General features: G+C 68.5%; 18 protein-coding genes. 11 read left to right on the plus strand and 7 right to left on the minus strand.

All coding sequences use genetic code 11. From position 1 onward, the window contains the following. The 8 genes from sphsw_RS00675 to sphsw_RS00710 all read left to right on the plus strand — a co-directional run. Window positions 1–550, plus strand: a 550-nt coding sequence (locus sphsw_RS00675) for a GNAT family N-acetyltransferase (RefSeq protein ID WP_327195627.1), incomplete at its 5' end; no start/stop codon positions are given. 75 nt (window positions 551–625) lie between these two features. Further along, entirely contained in the window at window positions 626–1048 is a 423-nt protein-coding gene (locus sphsw_RS00680) for a Fur family transcriptional regulator (RefSeq protein ID WP_031394622.1), read from the plus strand. A 193-nt stretch (window positions 1049–1241) separates the two neighbouring features. After that, entirely contained in the window at window positions 1242–1766 is a 525-nt protein-coding gene (locus tag sphsw_RS00685) for a lysophospholipid acyltransferase family protein (RefSeq protein ID WP_235188231.1), read from the plus strand. Between the two features lie 377 nt (window positions 1767–2143). Further along, a complete protein-coding gene (gene miaB, locus sphsw_RS00690; protein WP_031438934.1) occupies window positions 2144–3463 on the plus strand; it encodes a tRNA (N6-isopentenyl adenosine(37)-C2)-methylthiotransferase MiaB in 1320 nt (439 codons plus the stop codon). A 425-nt stretch (window positions 3464–3888) separates the two neighbouring features. After that, a complete protein-coding gene (locus sphsw_RS00695; RefSeq protein WP_031438935.1) occupies window positions 3889–4893 on the plus strand; it encodes a PhoH family protein in 1005 nt (334 codons plus the stop codon). 123 nt (window positions 4894–5016) lie between these two features. Next, complete coding sequence (gene ybeY, locus sphsw_RS00700; RefSeq protein WP_031438936.1) at window positions 5017–5526, plus strand: rRNA maturation RNase YbeY; 510 nt, start codon at window positions 5017–5019, stop codon at window positions 5524–5526. An 8-nt stretch (window positions 5527–5534) separates the two neighbouring features. Then, window positions 5535–6434 (plus strand): hemolysin family protein, encoded by a 900-nt coding sequence (locus tag sphsw_RS00705; protein ID WP_031393856.1) that lies wholly within the window; start codon window positions 5535–5537, stop codon window positions 6432–6434. A 212-nt stretch (window positions 6435–6646) separates the two neighbouring features. Next, the gene (locus sphsw_RS00710) at window positions 6647–7972 is read left to right on the plus strand and encodes a PQQ-dependent sugar dehydrogenase (RefSeq protein WP_031438937.1); all 1326 of its coding nucleotides are present in this window, start codon (window positions 6647–6649) and stop codon (window positions 7970–7972) included. A gap of 170 nt (window positions 7973–8142) precedes the next feature. On the opposite strand, the gene sphsw_RS00715 is transcribed toward sphsw_RS00710, so the two are convergent. Further along, window positions 8143–8445: a polyhydroxyalkanoic acid system family protein gene (locus sphsw_RS00715; RefSeq protein ID WP_031438938.1), complete on the minus strand. Its 303-nt coding sequence runs from the start codon at window positions 8443–8445 to the stop codon at window positions 8143–8145. 10 nt (window positions 8446–8455) lie between these two features. After that, the gene (locus tag sphsw_RS00720) at window positions 8456–8875 is read right to left on the minus strand and encodes a VOC family protein (RefSeq protein ID WP_031438939.1); all 420 of its coding nucleotides are present in this window, start codon (window positions 8873–8875) and stop codon (window positions 8456–8458) included. 641 nt (window positions 8876–9516) lie between these two features. On the opposite strand from sphsw_RS00720, the gene lnt reads away from it, so the two are divergent. Continuing rightward, complete coding sequence (lnt, locus tag sphsw_RS00725) at window positions 9517–11076, plus strand: apolipoprotein N-acyltransferase (RefSeq protein ID WP_042466251.1); 1560 nt, start codon at window positions 9517–9519, stop codon at window positions 11074–11076. A gap of 72 nt (window positions 11077–11148) precedes the next feature. Continuing rightward, window positions 11149–12366 (plus strand): methionine adenosyltransferase, encoded by a 1218-nt coding sequence (gene metK / locus sphsw_RS00730; protein WP_031438941.1) that lies wholly within the window; start codon window positions 11149–11151, stop codon window positions 12364–12366. 90 nt (window positions 12367–12456) lie between these two features. Here metK and sphsw_RS00735 read toward each other — a convergent pair whose 3' ends face one another. The 4 genes from sphsw_RS00735 to sphsw_RS00750 all read right to left on the minus strand — a co-directional run bounded on the left by sphsw_RS00735 (window position 12457) and on the right by sphsw_RS00750 (window position 15493). Continuing rightward, window positions 12457–13569: an AI-2E family transporter gene (locus sphsw_RS00735; RefSeq protein ID WP_031438942.1), complete on the minus strand. Its 1113-nt coding sequence runs from the start codon at window positions 13567–13569 to the stop codon at window positions 12457–12459. A gap of 89 nt (window positions 13570–13658) precedes the next feature. Then, complete coding sequence (locus sphsw_RS00740; protein WP_042466252.1) at window positions 13659–13943, minus strand: hypothetical protein; 285 nt, start codon at window positions 13941–13943, stop codon at window positions 13659–13661. 33 nt (window positions 13944–13976) lie between these two features. Further along, on the minus strand, window positions 13977–14645 hold the full coding sequence (locus sphsw_RS00745) for a phosphatase PAP2 family protein (protein WP_160172584.1): 669 nt from the start codon (window positions 14643–14645) through the stop codon (window positions 13977–13979). Further along, complete coding sequence (locus sphsw_RS00750; RefSeq protein WP_031438945.1) at window positions 14645–15493, minus strand: formate/nitrite transporter family protein; 849 nt, start codon at window positions 15491–15493, stop codon at window positions 14645–14647. The genes sphsw_RS00745 and sphsw_RS00750 overlap by 1 nt, the downstream gene beginning before the upstream one ends. Window positions 15494–15558: 65 nt before the next feature. On the opposite strand from sphsw_RS00750, the gene trmB reads away from it, so the two are divergent. Continuing rightward, the gene (trmB, locus tag sphsw_RS00755; RefSeq protein ID WP_031438946.1) at window positions 15559–16239 is read left to right on the plus strand and encodes a tRNA (guanosine(46)-N7)-methyltransferase TrmB; all 681 of its coding nucleotides are present in this window, start codon (window positions 15559–15561) and stop codon (window positions 16237–16239) included. On the opposite strand, the gene sphsw_RS00760 is transcribed toward trmB, so the two are convergent. After that, window positions 16236–17324: a GNAT family N-acetyltransferase gene (locus sphsw_RS00760; protein ID WP_031438947.1), complete on the minus strand. Its 1089-nt coding sequence runs from the start codon at window positions 17322–17324 to the stop codon at window positions 16236–16238. The two genes, trmB and sphsw_RS00760, sit on opposite strands and share 4 nt — an antisense overlap. Window positions 17325–17462: the final 138 nt, after the last annotated feature.

The following is a 17462-nucleotide window of genomic DNA, read 5'->3' on the forward strand; positions in this document are numbered from 1 at the left end:
ATGCGAAGCCCGCCGCGGCCCGTCCGGCGGTGCCGCGCTGATGGCGACCCGCGCCGTGCCCCCGCCCTCCGACGAAGACGCAGCGTCCGCGGTCGTGCTGCGCGCGGGCGACGCGCGCGACCTCGCGATCGTCGATGCGCTGATGGGCGACGCGTTCGACCCCGCCTACGGCGAGGCATGGACGCGGACCCAGTGCCTCGGCGTGCTCGCGCTGCCCGGCATCCAGCTCGTCCTCGCCTTTGTCGACGATCGCCCCGCGGGCTTCGCGATGACGCGGACCGTGCTCGACGAGGCGGAGCTGCTGCTGATCGCGGTCGCGACCGATGCGCGCCGCCGCGGCATCGGCACCGCGCTGGTCGGCGCGGTGATCGCCGACTGCATCGCTGCGAACGTCGCCACGCTGCATCTCGAGGTCCGCGCGGGCAATGAGGCGGTCGAACTCTACACCGCGCATGGGTTCGCCAAGGTCGGCGAACGCCGCGCCTATTACCGTGGCCGGTCGGGGGTGGCGCATGACGCGCACACCTATTCGCGCGCGATCGGCAGCTGAGGCTTATTGCGAGTCACTATCCCTTTTCGCAACAGCGTTAACCGCCTACATGGAGGTTTACCAAGGGAATGACACATGCCGCGCAAGATCGATCTGGAAGCCCTCTGTAACGAGAAGGGCCTGCGCATTACCGAGCAGCGCCGCGTCATCGCGCGCGTCCTGTCCGAAGCGGATGATCATCCCGATGTCGAGAAGGTCTATGAGCGCGCCTCGGCGATCGACCCCGGCATCTCGATCGCGACCGTCTATCGCACCGTGCGGCTGTTCGAGGAGGCGGGCATCCTCGACCGTCACGATTTCGGCGACGGCCGCGCGCGCTACGAACCCGCGCCCGAGGCGCATCACGACCATCTGATCGACGTCGAGAGCGGCAAGGTGATCGAATTCGTCGATCCCGAGCTCGAACAGCTGCAAAAGGCGATCGCCGAGAAGCTCGGCTTCCGCCTCGTCGATCACCGCATGGAACTCTACGGCGTCGCGCTGACCCGCAAGGACTGATCCGATCGGGCGCCTGCGTCTCGTCGCGCGGCTCGCGGCACTGCTGATCGCGCTGCTGCTCGCGCTGCCGGTCCACGGGCTGTGGCGGCTGTTCGGCCGGCGATCGCCCTGGCCGCCGCGCTTTCTCGGGCTGGTCGGCCGGATCGTCGGCGCGCGGCGACGGATCGTCGGCACGCCGCTGCGGCATGACGTGGTGTTCGTCGCCAATCATCTCAGCTGGATCGACATCCTGCTGCTGTCGGGCGCGACCGGCACCGCCTTCATCGCCAAGGCCGAGCTTCGCCGGGCGCCGCTGGTCGGCTGGCTCTGCACGCTGAACGCCACCATCTTCGTCAGCCGCGCCGATCGCATGGCGGTGACCGCCCAGATCGCGCAGCTCCGCGACACGCTCGCACGCGACTGGCCCGTCACGCTCTTCCCCGAGGGCACGACCGGCGACGGTGTCACGCTCCTCCCCTTCAAGGCCGCGCTGCTCGCCGCGCTCGACCCGCCCCCGCCCGGCGTCCGCGTCCAGCCGGTCCGCATCGACTATGGCTCCGCCACGCACGAGCTCGCCTGGGTCGGCGACGAACCCGGCCAGCACCACGCCGCCCGCGTCCTGAAACGCCGCGGCAGCTTCGTCGCGACCTTGCACTTCGCCGAACCCTTCGCCCCCGCCGACCACGGCGACCGCAAAGCCATCGCCACCGAAGCCCGCCGCCGCATCGAAGCCCTCTGACTATTCTGTAAGGGGGAGCGCGTTGCCCTCACCCCGCCCCCAACACCACCCCGGCGAAGGCCGGGGCCCAGTTGGCAAGGCCGGAGTAACGAAGCGCTGCCCTCAGTCAGCAACGTCCCCCAACTGGACCCCGGCCTCCGCCGGGGCGGTGCAGTAGGGTACCGCCCCCTCACCCAAACCCAACACCACCCCGGCGAAGGCCGGGGCCCAGTTGGAAAGGTCGCAGTAACGAGGCACTGCCCTAAGTCAGCAACGTCCCCCAACTGGACCCCGGCCTCCGCCGGGGAGGTGCAGTTAGTTGATGTCGTGGCACCACCGATCGCCGGCCCCCGAAGACGCCCCTCCCCCCACGCACACAAATTTGGTACGGCGCGCGCATGACCTCGAAACCCAAGACCTATCACGTCAAGTCGTTCGGCTGCCAGATGAACGTCTATGACGGCGAGCGCATGGCCGAACTGATGGCCGCCGACGGGCTGACCCAGGCCGATGCGGTCGATGCCGACATCGTCGTGCTCAACACCTGCCACATCCGCGAGCGCGCGACCGAAAAAGTCTATTCGGACATCGGCCGGCTGCGCAAGGACCAGCTGCGCAAGAACGGCAAGACGCCGATGATCGCGGTCGCCGGCTGCGTCGCGCAGGCCGAGGGGCAGGAGATCTTCACCCGCGCCAAGGTCGACGTCGTCGTCGGCCCGCAGGCCTATCACAACCTCCCCGACCTCGTCGCAAAAGCCGCGGCGGGCACGCCGTCGCTCGACACCGACATGCCGCTGCTGTCGAAGTTCGGCGCGCTCCCGACGCGCCGCAAGGTCGCGCCCTCGGCCTTCCTGACCGTGCAGGAAGGCTGCGACAAGTTCTGCACCTATTGCGTCGTCCCCTACACCCGCGGCGCCGAGATCAGCCGGCCGTTCGCGGCGATCGTCGACGAGGCGAAGGCGCTGGTTGACGCCGGTGCGCGCGAGATCACGCTGCTCGGCCAGAACGTCAACGCCTGGTCCGAGAACGAGCGCGGCCTCCACGACCTGATCCGCGACCTCGACCGCATCCCCGGCCTCGCGCGGATCCGCTACACGACCAGCCACCCCAACGACATGACACAGGGCCTGATCGACGCGCACCGCGACGTCGAGAGCCTGATGCCGTTCCTCCACCTTCCCGTCCAGGCGGGCAGCGACCGCGTGCTGAAGGCGATGAACCGCAGCCACACCCGCGATTCCTATCTCCGCCTGCTCGACCGGGTCCGCGCGGTGCGCCCCGACATCGCGCTGTCGGGCGACTTCATCGTCGGCTTCCCCGGCGAGACCGATGCCGAGTTCGAGGACACGCTGAGCCTCGTCGACGCGGTCGGCTATGCGCAGGCCTACAGTTTCAAATACAGCCCGCGCCCCGGCACCCCCGCCGCCGCGATTACCGAACAAGTGCCCGAGACGGTGATGGACGAGCGTCTCCAGCGCCTCCAGGCCGCGCTAAACCGCGACCAGCACGCGTTCAACGCCGCCACCGTCGGCCGGACCTGCACCGTGCTGCTCGAGCGCCCCGGCAAGCTCCCCGGCCAGCTGATCGGCAAGTCCCCCTGGCTGCAGTCGGTCCACCTGATCGGCGACCATGCGATCGGCGACCTGGTGGAGGTAACGCTCGCGGCGGCCGGCCCCAATTCGCTCACCGGCGTGGAACGCATCGCGCAGGCCGCCTGAAACCGCCCCACCTTTTACCACCACCCCGGCGAAGGCCGGGGCCCAGTTGGGGGACGGGCATAACGACGGACGATCCTCCGTTACATCGACCTTCCCAACTGGGCCCCGGCCTGCGCCGGGGTGGTATGGTGATCGTGGGACTCGCGCGCCTCGCCCCACCCGCTGAGGCTTTCAGGCAACGCCCCCCCAGCCTTCGCACACCGCACCAAAACTACCGCTGTTCCCCACCCGAATCCCCTGCCACACTCTCCCCCGATGCAGCTTCGCCCACGCGACTCGAATCATCGCCAGCCAGGCGCCCCGGCGCCGCTTGAACGCGCGGGCTCCCATGCTCATCTCTGGTCAAACGCCATCCCAGGCGTGATGCGTGCCGGCCCGACCATACCCAATCACCGATCCGACACGTCTGCCCCCGAAAGGACCGCATGAGCCGTAAACCCGTTCCCGCCCAGTCCGGTGACCGCGCCCGAGTCGAACTGCTGTTCGACAAGCCCCAACTCCTCGTCCGGCTCTTCGGCCAGTACGACCAGAATCTGGTAGCGCTCGAAAACCGCCTCGGTGTGTACATCACCGCGCGCGGCAACAAGATTGGTCTGGAGGGCACCGCGGAACAGGTCGCCAAGGCGCGCGACGTGCTCCACGATCTCTATGCCCGGATCCAGCGCGGCGAGGATGTCGACACCGGCCTCGTCGACGCGTCGATCGCGATGGCCGACGAACCCGTGCTTGAAGGCATCATCCGCGCCGATGCCGGCGGCGGCGCTGCCCCCCCGATCATGATCCGCACGCGCAAGAAGACGATCGTCCCGCGCACGCCGGCACAGGCGCACTACATGCGCGAGCTGACCAGCAACGACATGATCTTCGCGCTCGGGCCGGCAGGCACCGGCAAGACCTATGTCGCGGTCGCACAGGCGGTCCAGCAGCTCATCACCGGCAGCGTCCAGCGGCTGATCCTGTCGCGCCCCGCGGTCGAGGCGGGCGAGCGGCTGGGCTTCCTCCCCGGCGACATGAAGGAGAAGGTCGATCCCTATCTCCGTCCCTTGTACGATGCACTCTACGACTGCCTCCCCGCCGAGCAGGTCGAACGCCGCATCGCGAGCGGCGAGATCGAGGTCGCACCAATCGCCTTCATGCGCGGCCGCACGCTGGCCGACGCGTTCGTGATCCTCGACGAGGCGCAGAATACCACGCCGGCGCAGATGAAGATGTTCCTCACCCGCTTCGGCCAGAACAGCCGGATGGTGATCTGCGGCGATCCCAAGCAGGTCGACATCCCCGGCGGCGTCGCCGCCTCGGGTCTGGCCGATGCGGTCCGCCGTCTGGAGGGGGTCGATAGCATCTCGATGTGCCGCTTCACCGTCGGCGACGTCGTCCGCCACCCGATCGTCGGCCGCGTCGTCGAAGCCTATGAAGGCAGCGACGCCTGATCCCTGCGCGGCTATTCCGGACATGCCGGGATAGCCGCCGGGCCGTCCGCATACCACAAGGGGTGCGGAACTTTGCCACCTGTGTAATGATTTCGTCCTGACGTTTCCGCCGGAAGGACCCGCATGCTCGAAATCGCGCTCTCTTCGGAGGCTCCCTGGCCCGACCAGGACTGGGACGGCCTCGCTAAGCGCGCCGCGACCGCGGCGATCGAACGCACGCCGCACGGCCAGCTGCTGACCGGCGCCGCCACGGTCGAGATCTCGTTCCGGCTCGCGTCCGACGACGAGGTCCACACGCTCAACAAACAGTATCGCCAGAAGGACAAGCCGACCAACGTCCTGTCCTTCCCGATGGTACAGGCCGATCTGCTCGAGACGATCGCGCAGAATTCGGACGATGGCGAGGTGCTGCTCGGCGACATCATCCTCGCGCACGGCGTCTGCGTCGCGGAAGCCGCGGAGCGCGGCATCTCGGTCGAGGATCATGCGATGCATCTGATGGTGCACGGCACGCTGCATCTGCTAGGCTATGACCATATGGACGACGACGAGGCGGAGGGTATGGAGCAGATCGAGCGCGACGCGCTCGCCGCGCTCGGGCTCCACGATCCCTATCTCATCACAGAGGACTGACGACCACGATGGCCGATGGCCCCAATGCCGGAAACGGCGATAGTACCGACAGTATCTGGCGCGGGCTGAAAGGCCTGATCTTCGGTGCCCCCGACGAATCGCTGCGCGATCAGCTCGAGGATGCGATCGACCGGCACGAGGGCGATCCCGCCCCCGATGCCAAGGGCGATCTCACCCCGCTCGAGCGCCAGATGGTCCGCAATCTGCTGCATTTCAGCGAGCGGGACGCAGGTGATGTCGGCGTGCCGCGCGCCGACATCATCGCGGTCGAGGAGGAGACGTCGTTCGCCGACCTCGTCAAGCTGTTCGCCGAGGCCGGCCACAGCCGCCTGCCGGTGTACCGCGACAATCTCGATACGATCATCGGCATGGTCCATATCAAGGACGTCTTCACGATCCTCGCGACCGGCGCCGAGCATCCGACGACGCTCGCCGGGCTGATCCGCGAGCCGCTCTACGCGCCGATGTCGCGCGGCGCGCTCGATCTGCTCGCCGACATGCGCCAGAAGCACGTCCATCTGACGATCGTGCTCGACGAATATTCGGGCACCGAGGGCCTCGTCACGTTCGAGGACCTGATCGAGGAGATCGTCGGCGATATCGAGGACGAGCATGACGACGCGCCACAGGTCCTGATGACGCCGATCGACGGCGGCGCCTGGGACGTCGACGCGCGCGCCGAGCTCGAGGATGCCGCCGAACTGATCGACCCGCGGCTCGCCGAGGTCGATGGCGATATCGACACGCTGGGTGGCCTCGCCGCCTTGCTCGCAGGCCATGTACCGCAGATCGGCGAGTGCGTCGATCATCCGAGCGGCTGGAAGCTCGAAGTCACCGAAGCCGACGAACGCCGCGTCAACCGCCTCCGCCTCCACCCCCCGGTCGTGCTGGTAGAGGACGACGACTGACACGAAGGGGGCGGTGCGTCGGCCGACACGCCCCGCCCCCCCCCGCACGTCATTCCCGCGAAGGCGGGAACCCATACCGGCTGACCTTCCGACAGCACGCAGACCCTGCCCCTCTGGATTCCCGCCTCCGCGGGAATGACGAAGCATTGCGCTCCACCGCCAACCGCAATCACGCCATTGCCCCCGCCCGCACTCCCGCCTAACTCTCCTGCATGCGCAAACACATCCTCATCGTGCTCGGGCTGATCATCCTGGTCGGGATCGCCGGGTTCACCTGGCTCGCCTGGCCCGATACCGCCCGGCTCGACGTCAACCAGGTCACCGGCAAGCGGCCCGACATCACCGCGCCGCGGATCCAGATGCTGCCGACGATCGGCGTCGCCAAGGCGGTCGGCTGGCCCCAGGGCGCGATGCCGACCGCGGCGGCGGGGATGAAGGTCCAGCCGTTCGCGACCGGGCTGGATCATCCGCGCTGGCTCTACCGCCTGCCCAATGGCGACGTGCTGGTCGCCGAGACCAATTCGCCACCGCGTAAAGGTCCCGGCATCGTCACGACCGTGATGAACTTCCTGATGGGCCGCGCGGGCGCGGGCGTGCCCTCGGCCAACCGCATCACGCTGCTGCGCGACGCGGACGGCGACGGCGTGGCGGAGACGCGCTCGGCCTTCATGACCGGGCTCAACTCGCCCTTCGGCATGACGCTGATGGATGGCCAGCTCTATATCGGCAACACCGACGCGCTGGTCCGCGTGCCCTATACCGAGGGCGCGACCCGGATCACCGCGAAGCCCGAGCGTGTCATCCCGCTCAACGGCGGTGGTAACCACTGGGCGCGCAACGTGATCGCCGCCCCCGACGGCAAGACGCTCTATGTCGGCGTCGGCTCGGCGTCGAACATCGCCGAAAACGGCATGGATGCGGAGAAATATCGCGCCAACATCCTTCAGGTCTGGCCGAAGGACAAGAACTGGCGGATCTATGCCGCCGGTCTGCGCAACCCCAACGGCATGGCGATCAACCCCAAATCGGGCCAGCTCTGGACCGTCGTCAACGAACGCGACATGCTCGGCTCCGACCTCGCGCCCGACTATCTGACCCAGGTCGAATTCGGCGATCACTTCGGCTGGCCCTGGTATTATTGGGGCGGCTATCCCGACGACCGGGTCGAGCCGAAGAACCCCGCGCTCCAGCAATATGCCAAGCGTCCCGACTATGCGCTCGGACCGCATGTCGCCGCCCTCGGGCTGACCTTTGCGGGCGACGCGAAGCTCGGCGACCGCTTCGCCAACGGCGTGTTCGTCGGCGAGCACGGCTCGTGGAACCGCAAGCCGCTCTCGGGCTACAAGGTCGTCTACATCCCGTTCGGCGACACCGGCTTCCCGGCGGCGAACGCGAAGCCCGTCGACGTGCTCGGCGGCTTCCTCAACAAGGATGGCGAGGCGCAGGGCCGCCCGGTCGGCGTCATCACCGACAAGGCCGGCGCGCTGCTGGTCGCCGACGATGTCGGCAACACGATCTGGCGCGTCAGCACGAAGTAAGCGCGGGGAGGCATGAGAACACCTCCCCCTCCCCCGTCATCCTGACGAAAGTCAGGATCCAGAGTAGCATAAGACACCGCCCGCGACCCTGGATCCTGACCTTCGTCAGGATGACGGACGGGGCGGTATCGACGGGGTGCCACCTAGGGCAAACGCCGCCGCGCAAACCCTCACCGCAGCAGCTTCGGCCCTTCCTTGCGGATCATGTCCTGCACCTTGCCCGCGAACAACCCGAGCAGCCCCGGCAGGTCGACGATCGCATGGACAGTGTCCTCGAACACCGTGACCTTGCTGCCGATCACCTGCCCCATCGCGCTGACGGTGAAGTGCAGCGTATCGCCCTCCCAGCGCCGATCGGTCACCGATCCGCCGGGGATCTTCGACCCGATCGTGTCGATGCCGCTGTCGAGCCGCGAGCGCACCCCCGCCTTGCCGAGCTTGTGGGGGATATCGACCGAAATGGGATTGGACATTCTTTGATCCTCAGTGTGCGAACAGCATCGCGTCCTGTGCGAACGCCTTGAACTCGAGCGCGTTGCCGCTGGGGTCGCAAAAGAACATCGTCGCCTGCTCGCCGACTTCGCCCTTGAAGCGGACATGCGGCGCGATCCCGAACCGGACCCCCGCCGCCGCGACCCGCTCGGACAGGCTGGTCCAGTCGTCCATCGTCAGCACGACGCCGAAATGCGGCACCGGCACCTGATGCCCGTCGACCGCATTCTCGACCGCCACCGCCTTCGCCGCCGGATCGAGATGCGCGACGATCTGATGCCCGAACAGATCGAAGTCGATCCAGTGGTCGCTCGATCGCCCCTCGGGACAGCCCAGCGTCCCCCCGTAAAAAGCCCGCGCGGCGGCGAGGTCATGGACGGGAAAGGCGAGATGAAAGGGGCGCAGCGTCATGCGCCGCAGGATAGAGCGGATGATCCCTCCCGTCACCCCGCCCCCGCTATGCAATGCCCCCGCGCGTCCGCCGCTCTTGTCGAAGTATCACGCCCCTGCTCCCCATAAGCGGCGCGCCCCTGTTCTCCCGCGAAGGCGGGAGCCCAGTCTGGATCCCCGCCTTCGCGGGGAAACAGCTCGACGTGCGTTGCCAGGACGCCGCCCCACCACCCCACAACCACCCCGGCGAAGGCCGGGGCCCAGTTGGGGGACGACGGTAATGATGGACAGTGCGTCGTCACAGCGACCTTCCCACCTGGGCCCCGGCCTCCGCCGGGGAGGTGCAAGGGATGCGGCCTGCACGATGCTAATTGTCGATATAGTACCAGCCGCCCGCAAGGAGATGGCGCCACCCCGGCGAAGGCCGGGGCCCAATTGGGGAACGGTGGTAACGCAGGACAGCGCGTCGTCAGGGCGACCTTCCCAGCTGGACCCCGGCCTTCGCCGGGGTGGTCATGTGTGGGGGTAGATTCAGGAGTTGGTGTCGATGCCAACGAAAGCGCCCACCGCACCAACCCCAACGCCCCCCATCCAGCTCCGCCGCCACGTCAGATGCAGCCTCAGATATTGCCCGCCCCCCGCCGCCACGCCATAGCGCAGGCGTGACCCGCTCTCCCGCCCGCGCCGCCCTCACCTCCCCCGCGCTCGCCTGCGTCCTGCTCGGCGCGATCGTCGCGACGGGGTTTGCGCCGCTCGATCTCTGGCCGCTCGCGCTGGTCGCAGTCGCCGCGTGGCTTGCGCTCGTCCACGATGCACCGACGCTGCGCCAGGCGCTGTGGCGCGGCTGGCTGTTCGGGCTCGGGCATTTCACCGTCAACAACAACTGGTTCCAGCACGCGTTCGACTTTCAGGACGCGATGCCGCCGGTGCTCGGCTATTTCGCCGCGGTCGGGCTCGCGCTCTATCTCGCGATCTTCCCGATGGTCGCCGCGGGCCTCGCCTGGCGGTTAGGACGCCGCGCGACCGCGACGCCCGACCCCGCCTTCATCCTCGTCTTCGCCGCCGCGTGGATCGCGACCGAGTGGCTGCGCAGCGTGCTGTTCACCGGCTATGCCTGGGATCCGCTGGGGGTGATGTGGCTGCCCGCGATCGGCATCGCGCGGCTGTCGGCGTGGATCGGCACCTATGCGCTGTCGGGGGTGACGATCGTCGCGGCGGGATCGCTGTGGATGCTCAGCCGTCGCCGCGTCGCGATGCCCGCGATCGTCGTGCCCCTGCTCGCACTCGCCGCGCTGTCGGCGCTGTGGACCGACGCCCCCGCCGCCCCCGCCAACGCGCCGCGCGTCCGCGTCGTCCAGCCCGATATCGGCCAGGAGGATCGCAGCGAATCGGACGGCGAACGCGTGCTGTCCGCGCTCGAAAAGCTGTCGGGCACCCCCGGCGCCACCCCCCGCCTCGTCGTCTGGCCGGAGGGCGTGGTGCGCGACTATCTCGAGGATGGCTATCCCTTCTACGCCTATGACTGGTCGAGCCCGCTCTATCTGCGCCGCCGGATCGCGCGGCTGCTCGGCCCCGACGACATCTTGCTGACCGGCGGCACGTCGCTCTCGTTCGACCGCGAGGACCGGATCGCGGGCGCGACCAATTCGGTGTTCGCGGTCGACGCACAGGCGCGGCTGCGCGGCCGCTACGACAAGGCGCATCTCGTCCCTTACGGCGAATATCTGCCGATGCCGTGGCTGCTGAAACCGCTCGGGCTCGCGCGGCTCGTCCCCGGCGACATCGACTTCACCTCGGGCGAGGGGCCGGGCAACCTGACGCTCGCGGGCTTCGGGTCGATCGGCATCCAGATCTGTTACGAGATCATCTTCTCAGGGCAGACGGTCGACCGCGCGCACCGCCCGCGGCTGTTGTTCAACCCCTCGAACGATGCCTGGTTCGGCAGCTGGGGCCCGCCGCAGCATCTCGCCCAGGCACGGATGCGCGCGATCGAGGAGGGGTTGCCGATCGTCCGCGCGACCCCGACCGGCATCTCCGCGATCATCGCCGCGGACGGCCGCCTGCTCGCCACCGTCGCGCACGAGACCGCGGGTGCGGCCGAGCTGCCGATGCCGACCGCGCTGCCCGTGACGCTGTTCGCGCGGCTCGGCAATCTGGCGGCGGGGCTGGTCATGGCGGCGATGATCGCCTTGGCCGTTGCCCTGCGCCGCCGCGAACGCTAGAAGGACATATAAAGCTTTCCTTATATGATGCTCCGCGGTGCCCCACCGCCGGGCCTTTTGCGAAGAGGTTTCATGCGCAAGTCCTTTCTCTTCACCTCCGAGTCGGTCTCCGAAGGCCATCCCGACAAGGTCGCCGACCAGATCAGCGACACGATCGTCGACCTGTTCCTCGCCAAGGATCCCGAGGCGCGCATCGCCTGCGAGACGCTGACGACCACGCAGCTCGTCGTCCTCGCCGGCGAGATCCGCGGCAAGGGCATCTACGAGAACGACCAGTGGGCCGATGGCGTACTCGACGAGATCGAGGCGGCCGTCCGCAACACCGTCAAGGAAATCGGCTACGAGCAGTCGGGCTTCCACTGGAACGAGTTCCGCTTCGAGAACAATCTCCACGGCCAGTCCGCAGAGATCGCGATGGGCGTCGACGAGAGCGGCAACAAGGACGAGGGTGCCGGCGATCAGGGCATCATGTTTGGTTACGCGACCGACGAGACGCCGGGCCTGATGCCCGCGACGCTCTACTACAGCCACAAGATCCTCGAGCGGATGGCCGCCGATCGCCATTCGGGCGCAGCCCCGTTCCTCGAGCCCGACGCCAAGAGCCAGGTGACGCTCGCCTATGAGAACGAGAAGCCGGTCCGCGCGACCGCGCTCGTCGTCTCGACCCAGCACGCACCGGGCTATTCGGAAAAGGGCAAGAACCCCGATCCGGCCAAGTACGCCGAACTGCGCGACTATGTCATGGGCGTGTTCACCGACGTGCTGCCTGCCGGCTTCATCTCGGACGAGACCGCGATCTACATCAACCCGACCGGCGCGTTCGAGATCGGTGGCCCTGACGGCGACGCAGGCGTCACCGGCCGCAAGATCATCGTCGACACCTACGGCGGCGCAGCCCCGCATGGCGGCGGCGCGTTCTCGGGCAAGGATCCGACCAAGGTCGATCGTTCGGCGGCTTACGTCGCGCGCTATCTGGCAAAGAACGTCGTCGCCGCCGGGCTCGCCCGCCGCTGCACGATCCAGCTGAGCTACGCGATCGGCATCGCCGAGCCGCTGTCGGTCTATGTCGACACGCACGGCACCGGCACGGTGGAAGAGGCCAAGCTCGAGGCGGTCCTGCCCAAGCTCGTCCGCCTGACGCCCAAGGGCATCCGCGAGCACCTCAAGCTCAACGCGCCGATCTACAAGAAGACCGCGGCGTACGGCCATTTCGGCCGCGAGCCCGAGGGTGACAGCTTCACCTGGGAGCGCACCGACCTGGTCGACAAGCTGAAGGCGGCAACCGCCTGACGCACCTCGCCCGATAGGTGATACAGAAAAGCCTCCCCCGGACCGTCCGGGGGAGGCTTTTTCATGTCCGCTACGCCGGATTGGAAACGATCAGCCGGGTGGCGACCGGTCGGTCCCCGCCGCGTCGCCGACCAGCGGCGCGCTCGCACGCTGCCGATGCCGCTGCTCGGTCAGGATCTGCCACGACGCCAGGAACAGCGCCGCGACCAGCGGCCCGACGACGATGCCGCTCAGGCCGATCAGCTCGATCCCGCCCAGCGTCGTGACCAGCACGACGAAATCGGGAATCCCCGTGTCGCGCCCGACCAGGATCGGCCGCAGGATATTGTCCGCCATGCCGATCACGACGACGCCCGAGATGATCACCACCAGTCCCTGCCAGATCGCGGTGGTCGCGAGCAGATAGACCGCCACGGGAACCCAGACGATCGCTGGCCCGAGCGCGGGCAGCAGCGAGGTCAGCGCCATCAGCAGGCCCCAGAGCAGGGCCGCGGGCAGCCCGACGATCCAGAAGGTCGCCGCACCCAGCCCGCCCTGGACCAGCGCGACGATCACCGTGCCCTTGATCGTCGCGCGCACGACCGACACGAACTTGTCGACCAGCGCGGCGGTGACCGACCGCTCGAGCGGCAGCGCGTCGCAGATCCTCGGCCCGATCGTCTCGCCGTCGCGCAGCAGGAAGAACATCACGTACAGCGCGATACCGAAGGCGAGCAGGAAGGCGGCGGCGTTGCGCCCGATCGACAGCGCCTGGCTGGCGATCGTCCGCACGCTGTTGCCCATCGTCTGCGACAGTCGCGCCTGGATCCGCTCGATCGAATCGAACCCGGCCTTGTCGAGCAGCGTCTGCAGGCGCGTCGGCAACGCATCATGCACCTGGTTGAAATAGGCGGCGAAATTGATCTCGCCATTCTGGATGCGGGTATAGACCGTGCCCGCCTGGTCGACGATCATCCCGCCGATGATCATGCTCGGCACGACGACCGCGAACAGGATGATCAGCAGCGTCAGCGCGGCGGCGGTGTTGCGACGCGTCGGCATCCGCTCCAGCAGACGCTGGAACAGCGGCTGGAACAGGATCGCGGCGAGCGCGGCCCATAGCAGCGCCAGGGCGTACGACCAGACGACCACGACGAGCGCGATCGTGATCACCACCAGGAATATCAGGAATCCGCCCGTTTCGAGCCGGCGCCGGTTGATCATCATGCATCCCCCCCAACATCGTCGGTCGGCCCCAGACGCCGCCGACGATACCGCCCCCGCCCGAATCGGCGGGGACGGCATCATTGTACTTAGCGCAGCGCGGCGCTGCCGTTGACGAGGGCCGCCTTCTGCTCGTTCGACATCGCGGCGGCGTTCACGTCCGCGTCGTCGACCGCCTCGCCCTGCTTCTCGCCCTGATCGCGAACCGCCTCGGCGCGATCCTCGAGATTATCGGCAGCCGCCTCGAGCGCGTCGGCACGGTTCTCCGCGGCGCCTTCGACCTGGCTGCCCAGCTTGTCGTCACCCTTGCCGCCACAGGCTGCGAGCGGAATGGTCAGCGTTGCGAGCATGAGCGCGGTAGCGATGGTCTTCATGTATAAATCCCTCTTGTGAGGCCATCCAAACCGTCACGCAGGCGGAACGGTTCCCTCGGCCCCGTTCGGTACCGTCGCGGGGTCGTGATCCGCGGATCTTTCCCTGTTTTCAGTGACATGCTCGACGACCGGCGCGACGCGGTCGAACAGCGCGCTGACCGCCGCCTCGGCGATCCAGCCGACCGCCGCGCCGACGACCAGGTCGGACAGATAATGCTTGCCGTTGACCGGCTGCGCCGCCGCCACCGCGACCGTCGCCAGCGCCGACGGCATCGCCGCCCCGTCGATGTCGCGCGACGCCGCACGCGCGACCGCGACCGCGCCCGCGGTATGGCCCGACGGGAAGGACGTCTGCTTGTGGTCCTGGCTGTCGCCCGTCTCGAACCGCGCCTTGCCGGTGTCGAGCGCATGGCCCGGCCGGGTCCGGTCGACCGAATGCTTGATCACCGATTTCGCCGCGGTCGCCGCCAGATGCGAGGCGAGCATCCGCGCGCCGCCGCGGATCAGGTCGGGCCGCCGCGCGACCAGCCCGATCACCAGCGTGCCGATCGACGTCGCGATCAGCTGCGGCTGGTCGGCAACCTCGGCGAGAAAGCCGGTCGCCTTCACCACCGGCGCATCGCGGTGCTCGGCCAGCTTGTAGGTCGCCTTGCGGTCGGCCTCGGCGATCTTGGCCGCCGCACTCTTGCTCTTGCCCGTCATCATTGGTCCTTCTGTCGCATTTCGCCGCGCACCTGCGCATGCGCCAGCAGCGCGAACACCCCCGCACCACCGACGAGATTACCCGCGATCGCCGGCAGCAACAGCCCGGCAAAGGTCCGGACCAGGTCGACATGCCCGGTGAACAGCAGCAGGAACGCCTCGTCCGATCCGACGATCGAATGGCTGAACCCGCCGATCGCGACCACATAGGTCACCGCGAAGATCACCATGAACGCCTCGCCGCGCGCATTGGGCAGCGACCAGGCGAGGATCGCGATCATGAACCCGGCCGGGATCGCGTTGACGAACGTCGCCCAGGCACCAAGCTCGGTGATCCGCATCGACACCGCGATCATCGCCTCGCGCAGCTCCGCCCCGCCAAGCACACCGCCCGCGATCGCCGCGGCGGTCAGCGCGGTGCCGAGCAGGTTGGCGCCCAGCACGATGCCCCACAGCCGCAGCGTCCGCCGCAGCGCCCAGAGCGACGGCTTGGTCACCAGCGGCAGCATCGCGCTAATCGTGCTCTCGGTGAACAATTGCATCCGCCCGAGAATGACGACCAGAAACCCCGCCGGATAGCCGAGCGACACGACCAGCTCGCGCCACGGCGTATCGGGCAGCGCGGCGTGGAGCGCGCCTTCGGCGACCAGCGACGCGGTGATCGCCAGCCCCGCCGCGAGCGCGGAGAAGAACAGCGAGACCCCCGGGCGCGCGAGTTCGTCCTCGCCCGCCTCGCGCACCGCGCGGTGGAGATCGCCCGCGTCCGCCGCCTTCAGGTCCTCGACGTCCTGCTCGGGCCCCTCGGGTGCGGACCCGGTGTCCGACGTGGTGGTGCTGTTTTCGGCCATTACGGCCTTGTAACGGACCGCTCCGTGCTTTGCTCCCGCGCAATCGACCGCTAGAGCGCGCGGCGATGAACGATCCCGCCACCATTCGCCGCCTCTATGGCCGTCGCCAGGGCCACAAGCTTCGCCAGGGCCAGTCCGCGCTCGTCGAGGAGATGCTTCCGCGTCTGTCGGTTCCCGAGACGGGGATCGTCGACGCCGCGACCCTGTTCGGCGACGACCGCCCGCTGCATGTCGAGATCGGCTTCGGCGCGGGCGAACATCTCGCCGGCCAGGCATTGGCCAATCCGGATGTCGGCTTCATCGGCTGCGAACCGTTCCTCAACGGCGTCGTCGGCGCGCTCGGCCATATCCGCGACGGCGGGCTGACCAATGTGCGGCTCTATATGGGCGACGCGCTCGAGGTGATCGAGCGGCTGCCCGATGCCAGCCTCGACCGGCTCTACCTCCTCCACCCCGATCCCTGGCGCAAGGCACGCCACGCCAAGCGGCGCATGGTCAATCACGGCCCGCTCGACACGATCGCCGCCAAGCTGAAGCCCGGCGCCGAATTCCGGCTCGGCACCGACGATCCGACCTATTGCCGCTGGTCGATGATGATCATGGACCAGCGCCGCGACTTCACCTGGCAGGCGCGCACCCCGCAGGACTTCCTGACCCGCCCCGACGACTGGCCCGAGACGCGCTATGAGCGGAAGGCCCGGCGCCAGGGCCATGAGGTCTGGTATTTCCGCTATATCCGCGACTAGCGCCCGCCGCTGCGCCGCCACCAGCCGGCCAGCGCGCGACCCGCAATCGCGGGCAGCCCGGGCCTGAGCAACAGCCAGTCGCGGATCGGCGCGCCCTCCACCGCGCCGATCACCCGCTTGTAGCCGCTGTCGCCTGCGCCCCAGTCGACCCTGGTCGCGCCGCGCGCCATCGCCGCGACCAGGTTGCGCCAGTAGAGCAGCTTGCCCGGCGAATGCTTGGCGAAGCGCGGGTCGTAGCTGTTGGCGATCGCATAGATCAGCGCCCCCGTATCGATATCGAACGAGAAGGCGGCGGGCACGCCGTCGACGCGGAGCAGCGCCGCACGGAACATCCCCGCCAGCACCGGATCGACCGCCGCCGCCTGCCAGAAGGCGAGATGCCCGTCGGTCGTGAACTTCATGTCGCGGCGATCGGTCTCCTTGGCGACCCAGCTCGTCTGCTCGACCGCCCCCAGATCGGCGAACCGCGCCGGCCAGTCCGCCCCCGCCAGCGCCTGCCAGTCGAGCGCGCCATGCTCGGCCAGATGCTTTTCGTGAAAGCGGTTCTTGCGCAGCGTCGAGTTGCGCGGCCAGCGCTCGCCATCGACGCTCGGCGCGAGGTCGAGCACCCAGGCGTCGCCGAGGTGCCGGTCGATCGCGCACCAGCCCGCGGCCCGCGCGCTCGCGATCAGCGCGTCCGCCGCCGGATCGCCGTCCTGAACCGGGCCGATCCGCAGGCCGTTGCACTGCGCGGATAGCCCGCGCAGCGCCGCCGCGCGTGCCGCCTCGCTCGCGCCCATCGCCATGCCGAAACTGCGGAACGGCCAGTAACAACCCGGCACCGTCGCGAGCCGCAGCCACGCCGGGCCGAGCGCGACGAACGGCAACGCGATCGCCGCGACGCCGTCCTCCTCGACCACCAGCGTCTTCGCGCGGCCGCCATAGGCACTCAGCGCGGCCGCATACCAGCCATAGCGCAGGAACCTGTGGCTCGGCACCGCGCGCGCCGCCACCGCGTCGATCGCGATGCTCAGGCCCTCGACCACGCTCGCCTGCGCGCTAGGCGGCACCGGCACGCGGTCGGACAGGAGCATCGGCTTCGACATCGCACGCCCCCTAGCAGCAATCCCTTACCAGGTAGTGCAGGATCGCACCGGGCGCCGCGGGGCTTCAGGGCGGGGGCGGGATTGGCTTCCCTCCGGCGCGGTTATTCCGCATGATGATCAGGATGATACCCCTTCCCG

The organism is Sphingomonas sp. FUKUSWIS1, assembly GCF_000733135.1.
In the GTDB taxonomy this organism is placed as follows: domain Bacteria; phylum Pseudomonadota; class Alphaproteobacteria; order Sphingomonadales; family Sphingomonadaceae; genus Sphingomonas; species Sphingomonas aerolata.

What these genes read in the sequence shown, in the direction of transcription:
- sphsw_RS00740 (WP_042466252.1), bottom strand. Translation starts at nt 13,943, where the DNA reads ATGAAGACCATCGCTACCGCGCTCATGCTCGCAACGCTGACCATTCCG.
- ybeY (WP_031438936.1), top strand. Translation starts at nt 5,017, where the DNA reads ATGCTCGAAATCGCGCTCTCTTCGGAGGCTCCCTGGCCCGACCAGGAC.
- sphsw_RS00720 (WP_031438939.1), bottom strand. Translation starts at nt 8,875, where the DNA reads ATGACGCTGCGCCCCTTTCATCTCGCCTTTCCCGTCCATGACCTCGCC.
- metK (WP_031438941.1), top strand. Translation starts at nt 11,149, where the DNA reads ATGCGCAAGTCCTTTCTCTTCACCTCCGAGTCGGTCTCCGAAGGCCAT.
- sphsw_RS00680 (WP_031394622.1), top strand. Translation starts at nt 626, where the DNA reads ATGCCGCGCAAGATCGATCTGGAAGCCCTCTGTAACGAGAAGGGCCTG.
- sphsw_RS00710 (WP_031438937.1), top strand. Translation starts at nt 6,647, where the DNA reads ATGCGCAAACACATCCTCATCGTGCTCGGGCTGATCATCCTGGTCGGG.
- sphsw_RS00715 (WP_031438938.1), bottom strand. Translation starts at nt 8,445, where the DNA reads ATGTCCAATCCCATTTCGGTCGATATCCCCCACAAGCTCGGCAAGGCG.
- miaB (WP_031438934.1), top strand. Translation starts at nt 2,144, where the DNA reads ATGACCTCGAAACCCAAGACCTATCACGTCAAGTCGTTCGGCTGCCAG.
- trmB (WP_031438946.1), top strand. Translation starts at nt 15,559, where the DNA reads ATGAACGATCCCGCCACCATTCGCCGCCTCTATGGCCGTCGCCAGGGC.
- sphsw_RS00695 (WP_031438935.1), top strand. Translation starts at nt 3,889, where the DNA reads ATGAGCCGTAAACCCGTTCCCGCCCAGTCCGGTGACCGCGCCCGAGTC.
- sphsw_RS00760 (WP_031438947.1), bottom strand. Translation starts at nt 17,324, where the DNA reads ATGTCGAAGCCGATGCTCCTGTCCGACCGCGTGCCGGTGCCGCCTAGC.
- sphsw_RS00750 (WP_031438945.1), bottom strand. Translation starts at nt 15,493, where the DNA reads ATGGCCGAAAACAGCACCACCACGTCGGACACCGGGTCCGCACCCGAG.
- sphsw_RS00735 (WP_031438942.1), bottom strand. Translation starts at nt 13,569, where the DNA reads ATGATCAACCGGCGCCGGCTCGAAACGGGCGGATTCCTGATATTCCTG.
- sphsw_RS00745 (WP_160172584.1), bottom strand. Translation starts at nt 14,645, where the DNA reads ATGACGGGCAAGAGCAAGAGTGCGGCGGCCAAGATCGCCGAGGCCGAC.
- sphsw_RS00705 (WP_031393856.1), top strand. Translation starts at nt 5,535, where the DNA reads ATGGCCGATGGCCCCAATGCCGGAAACGGCGATAGTACCGACAGTATC.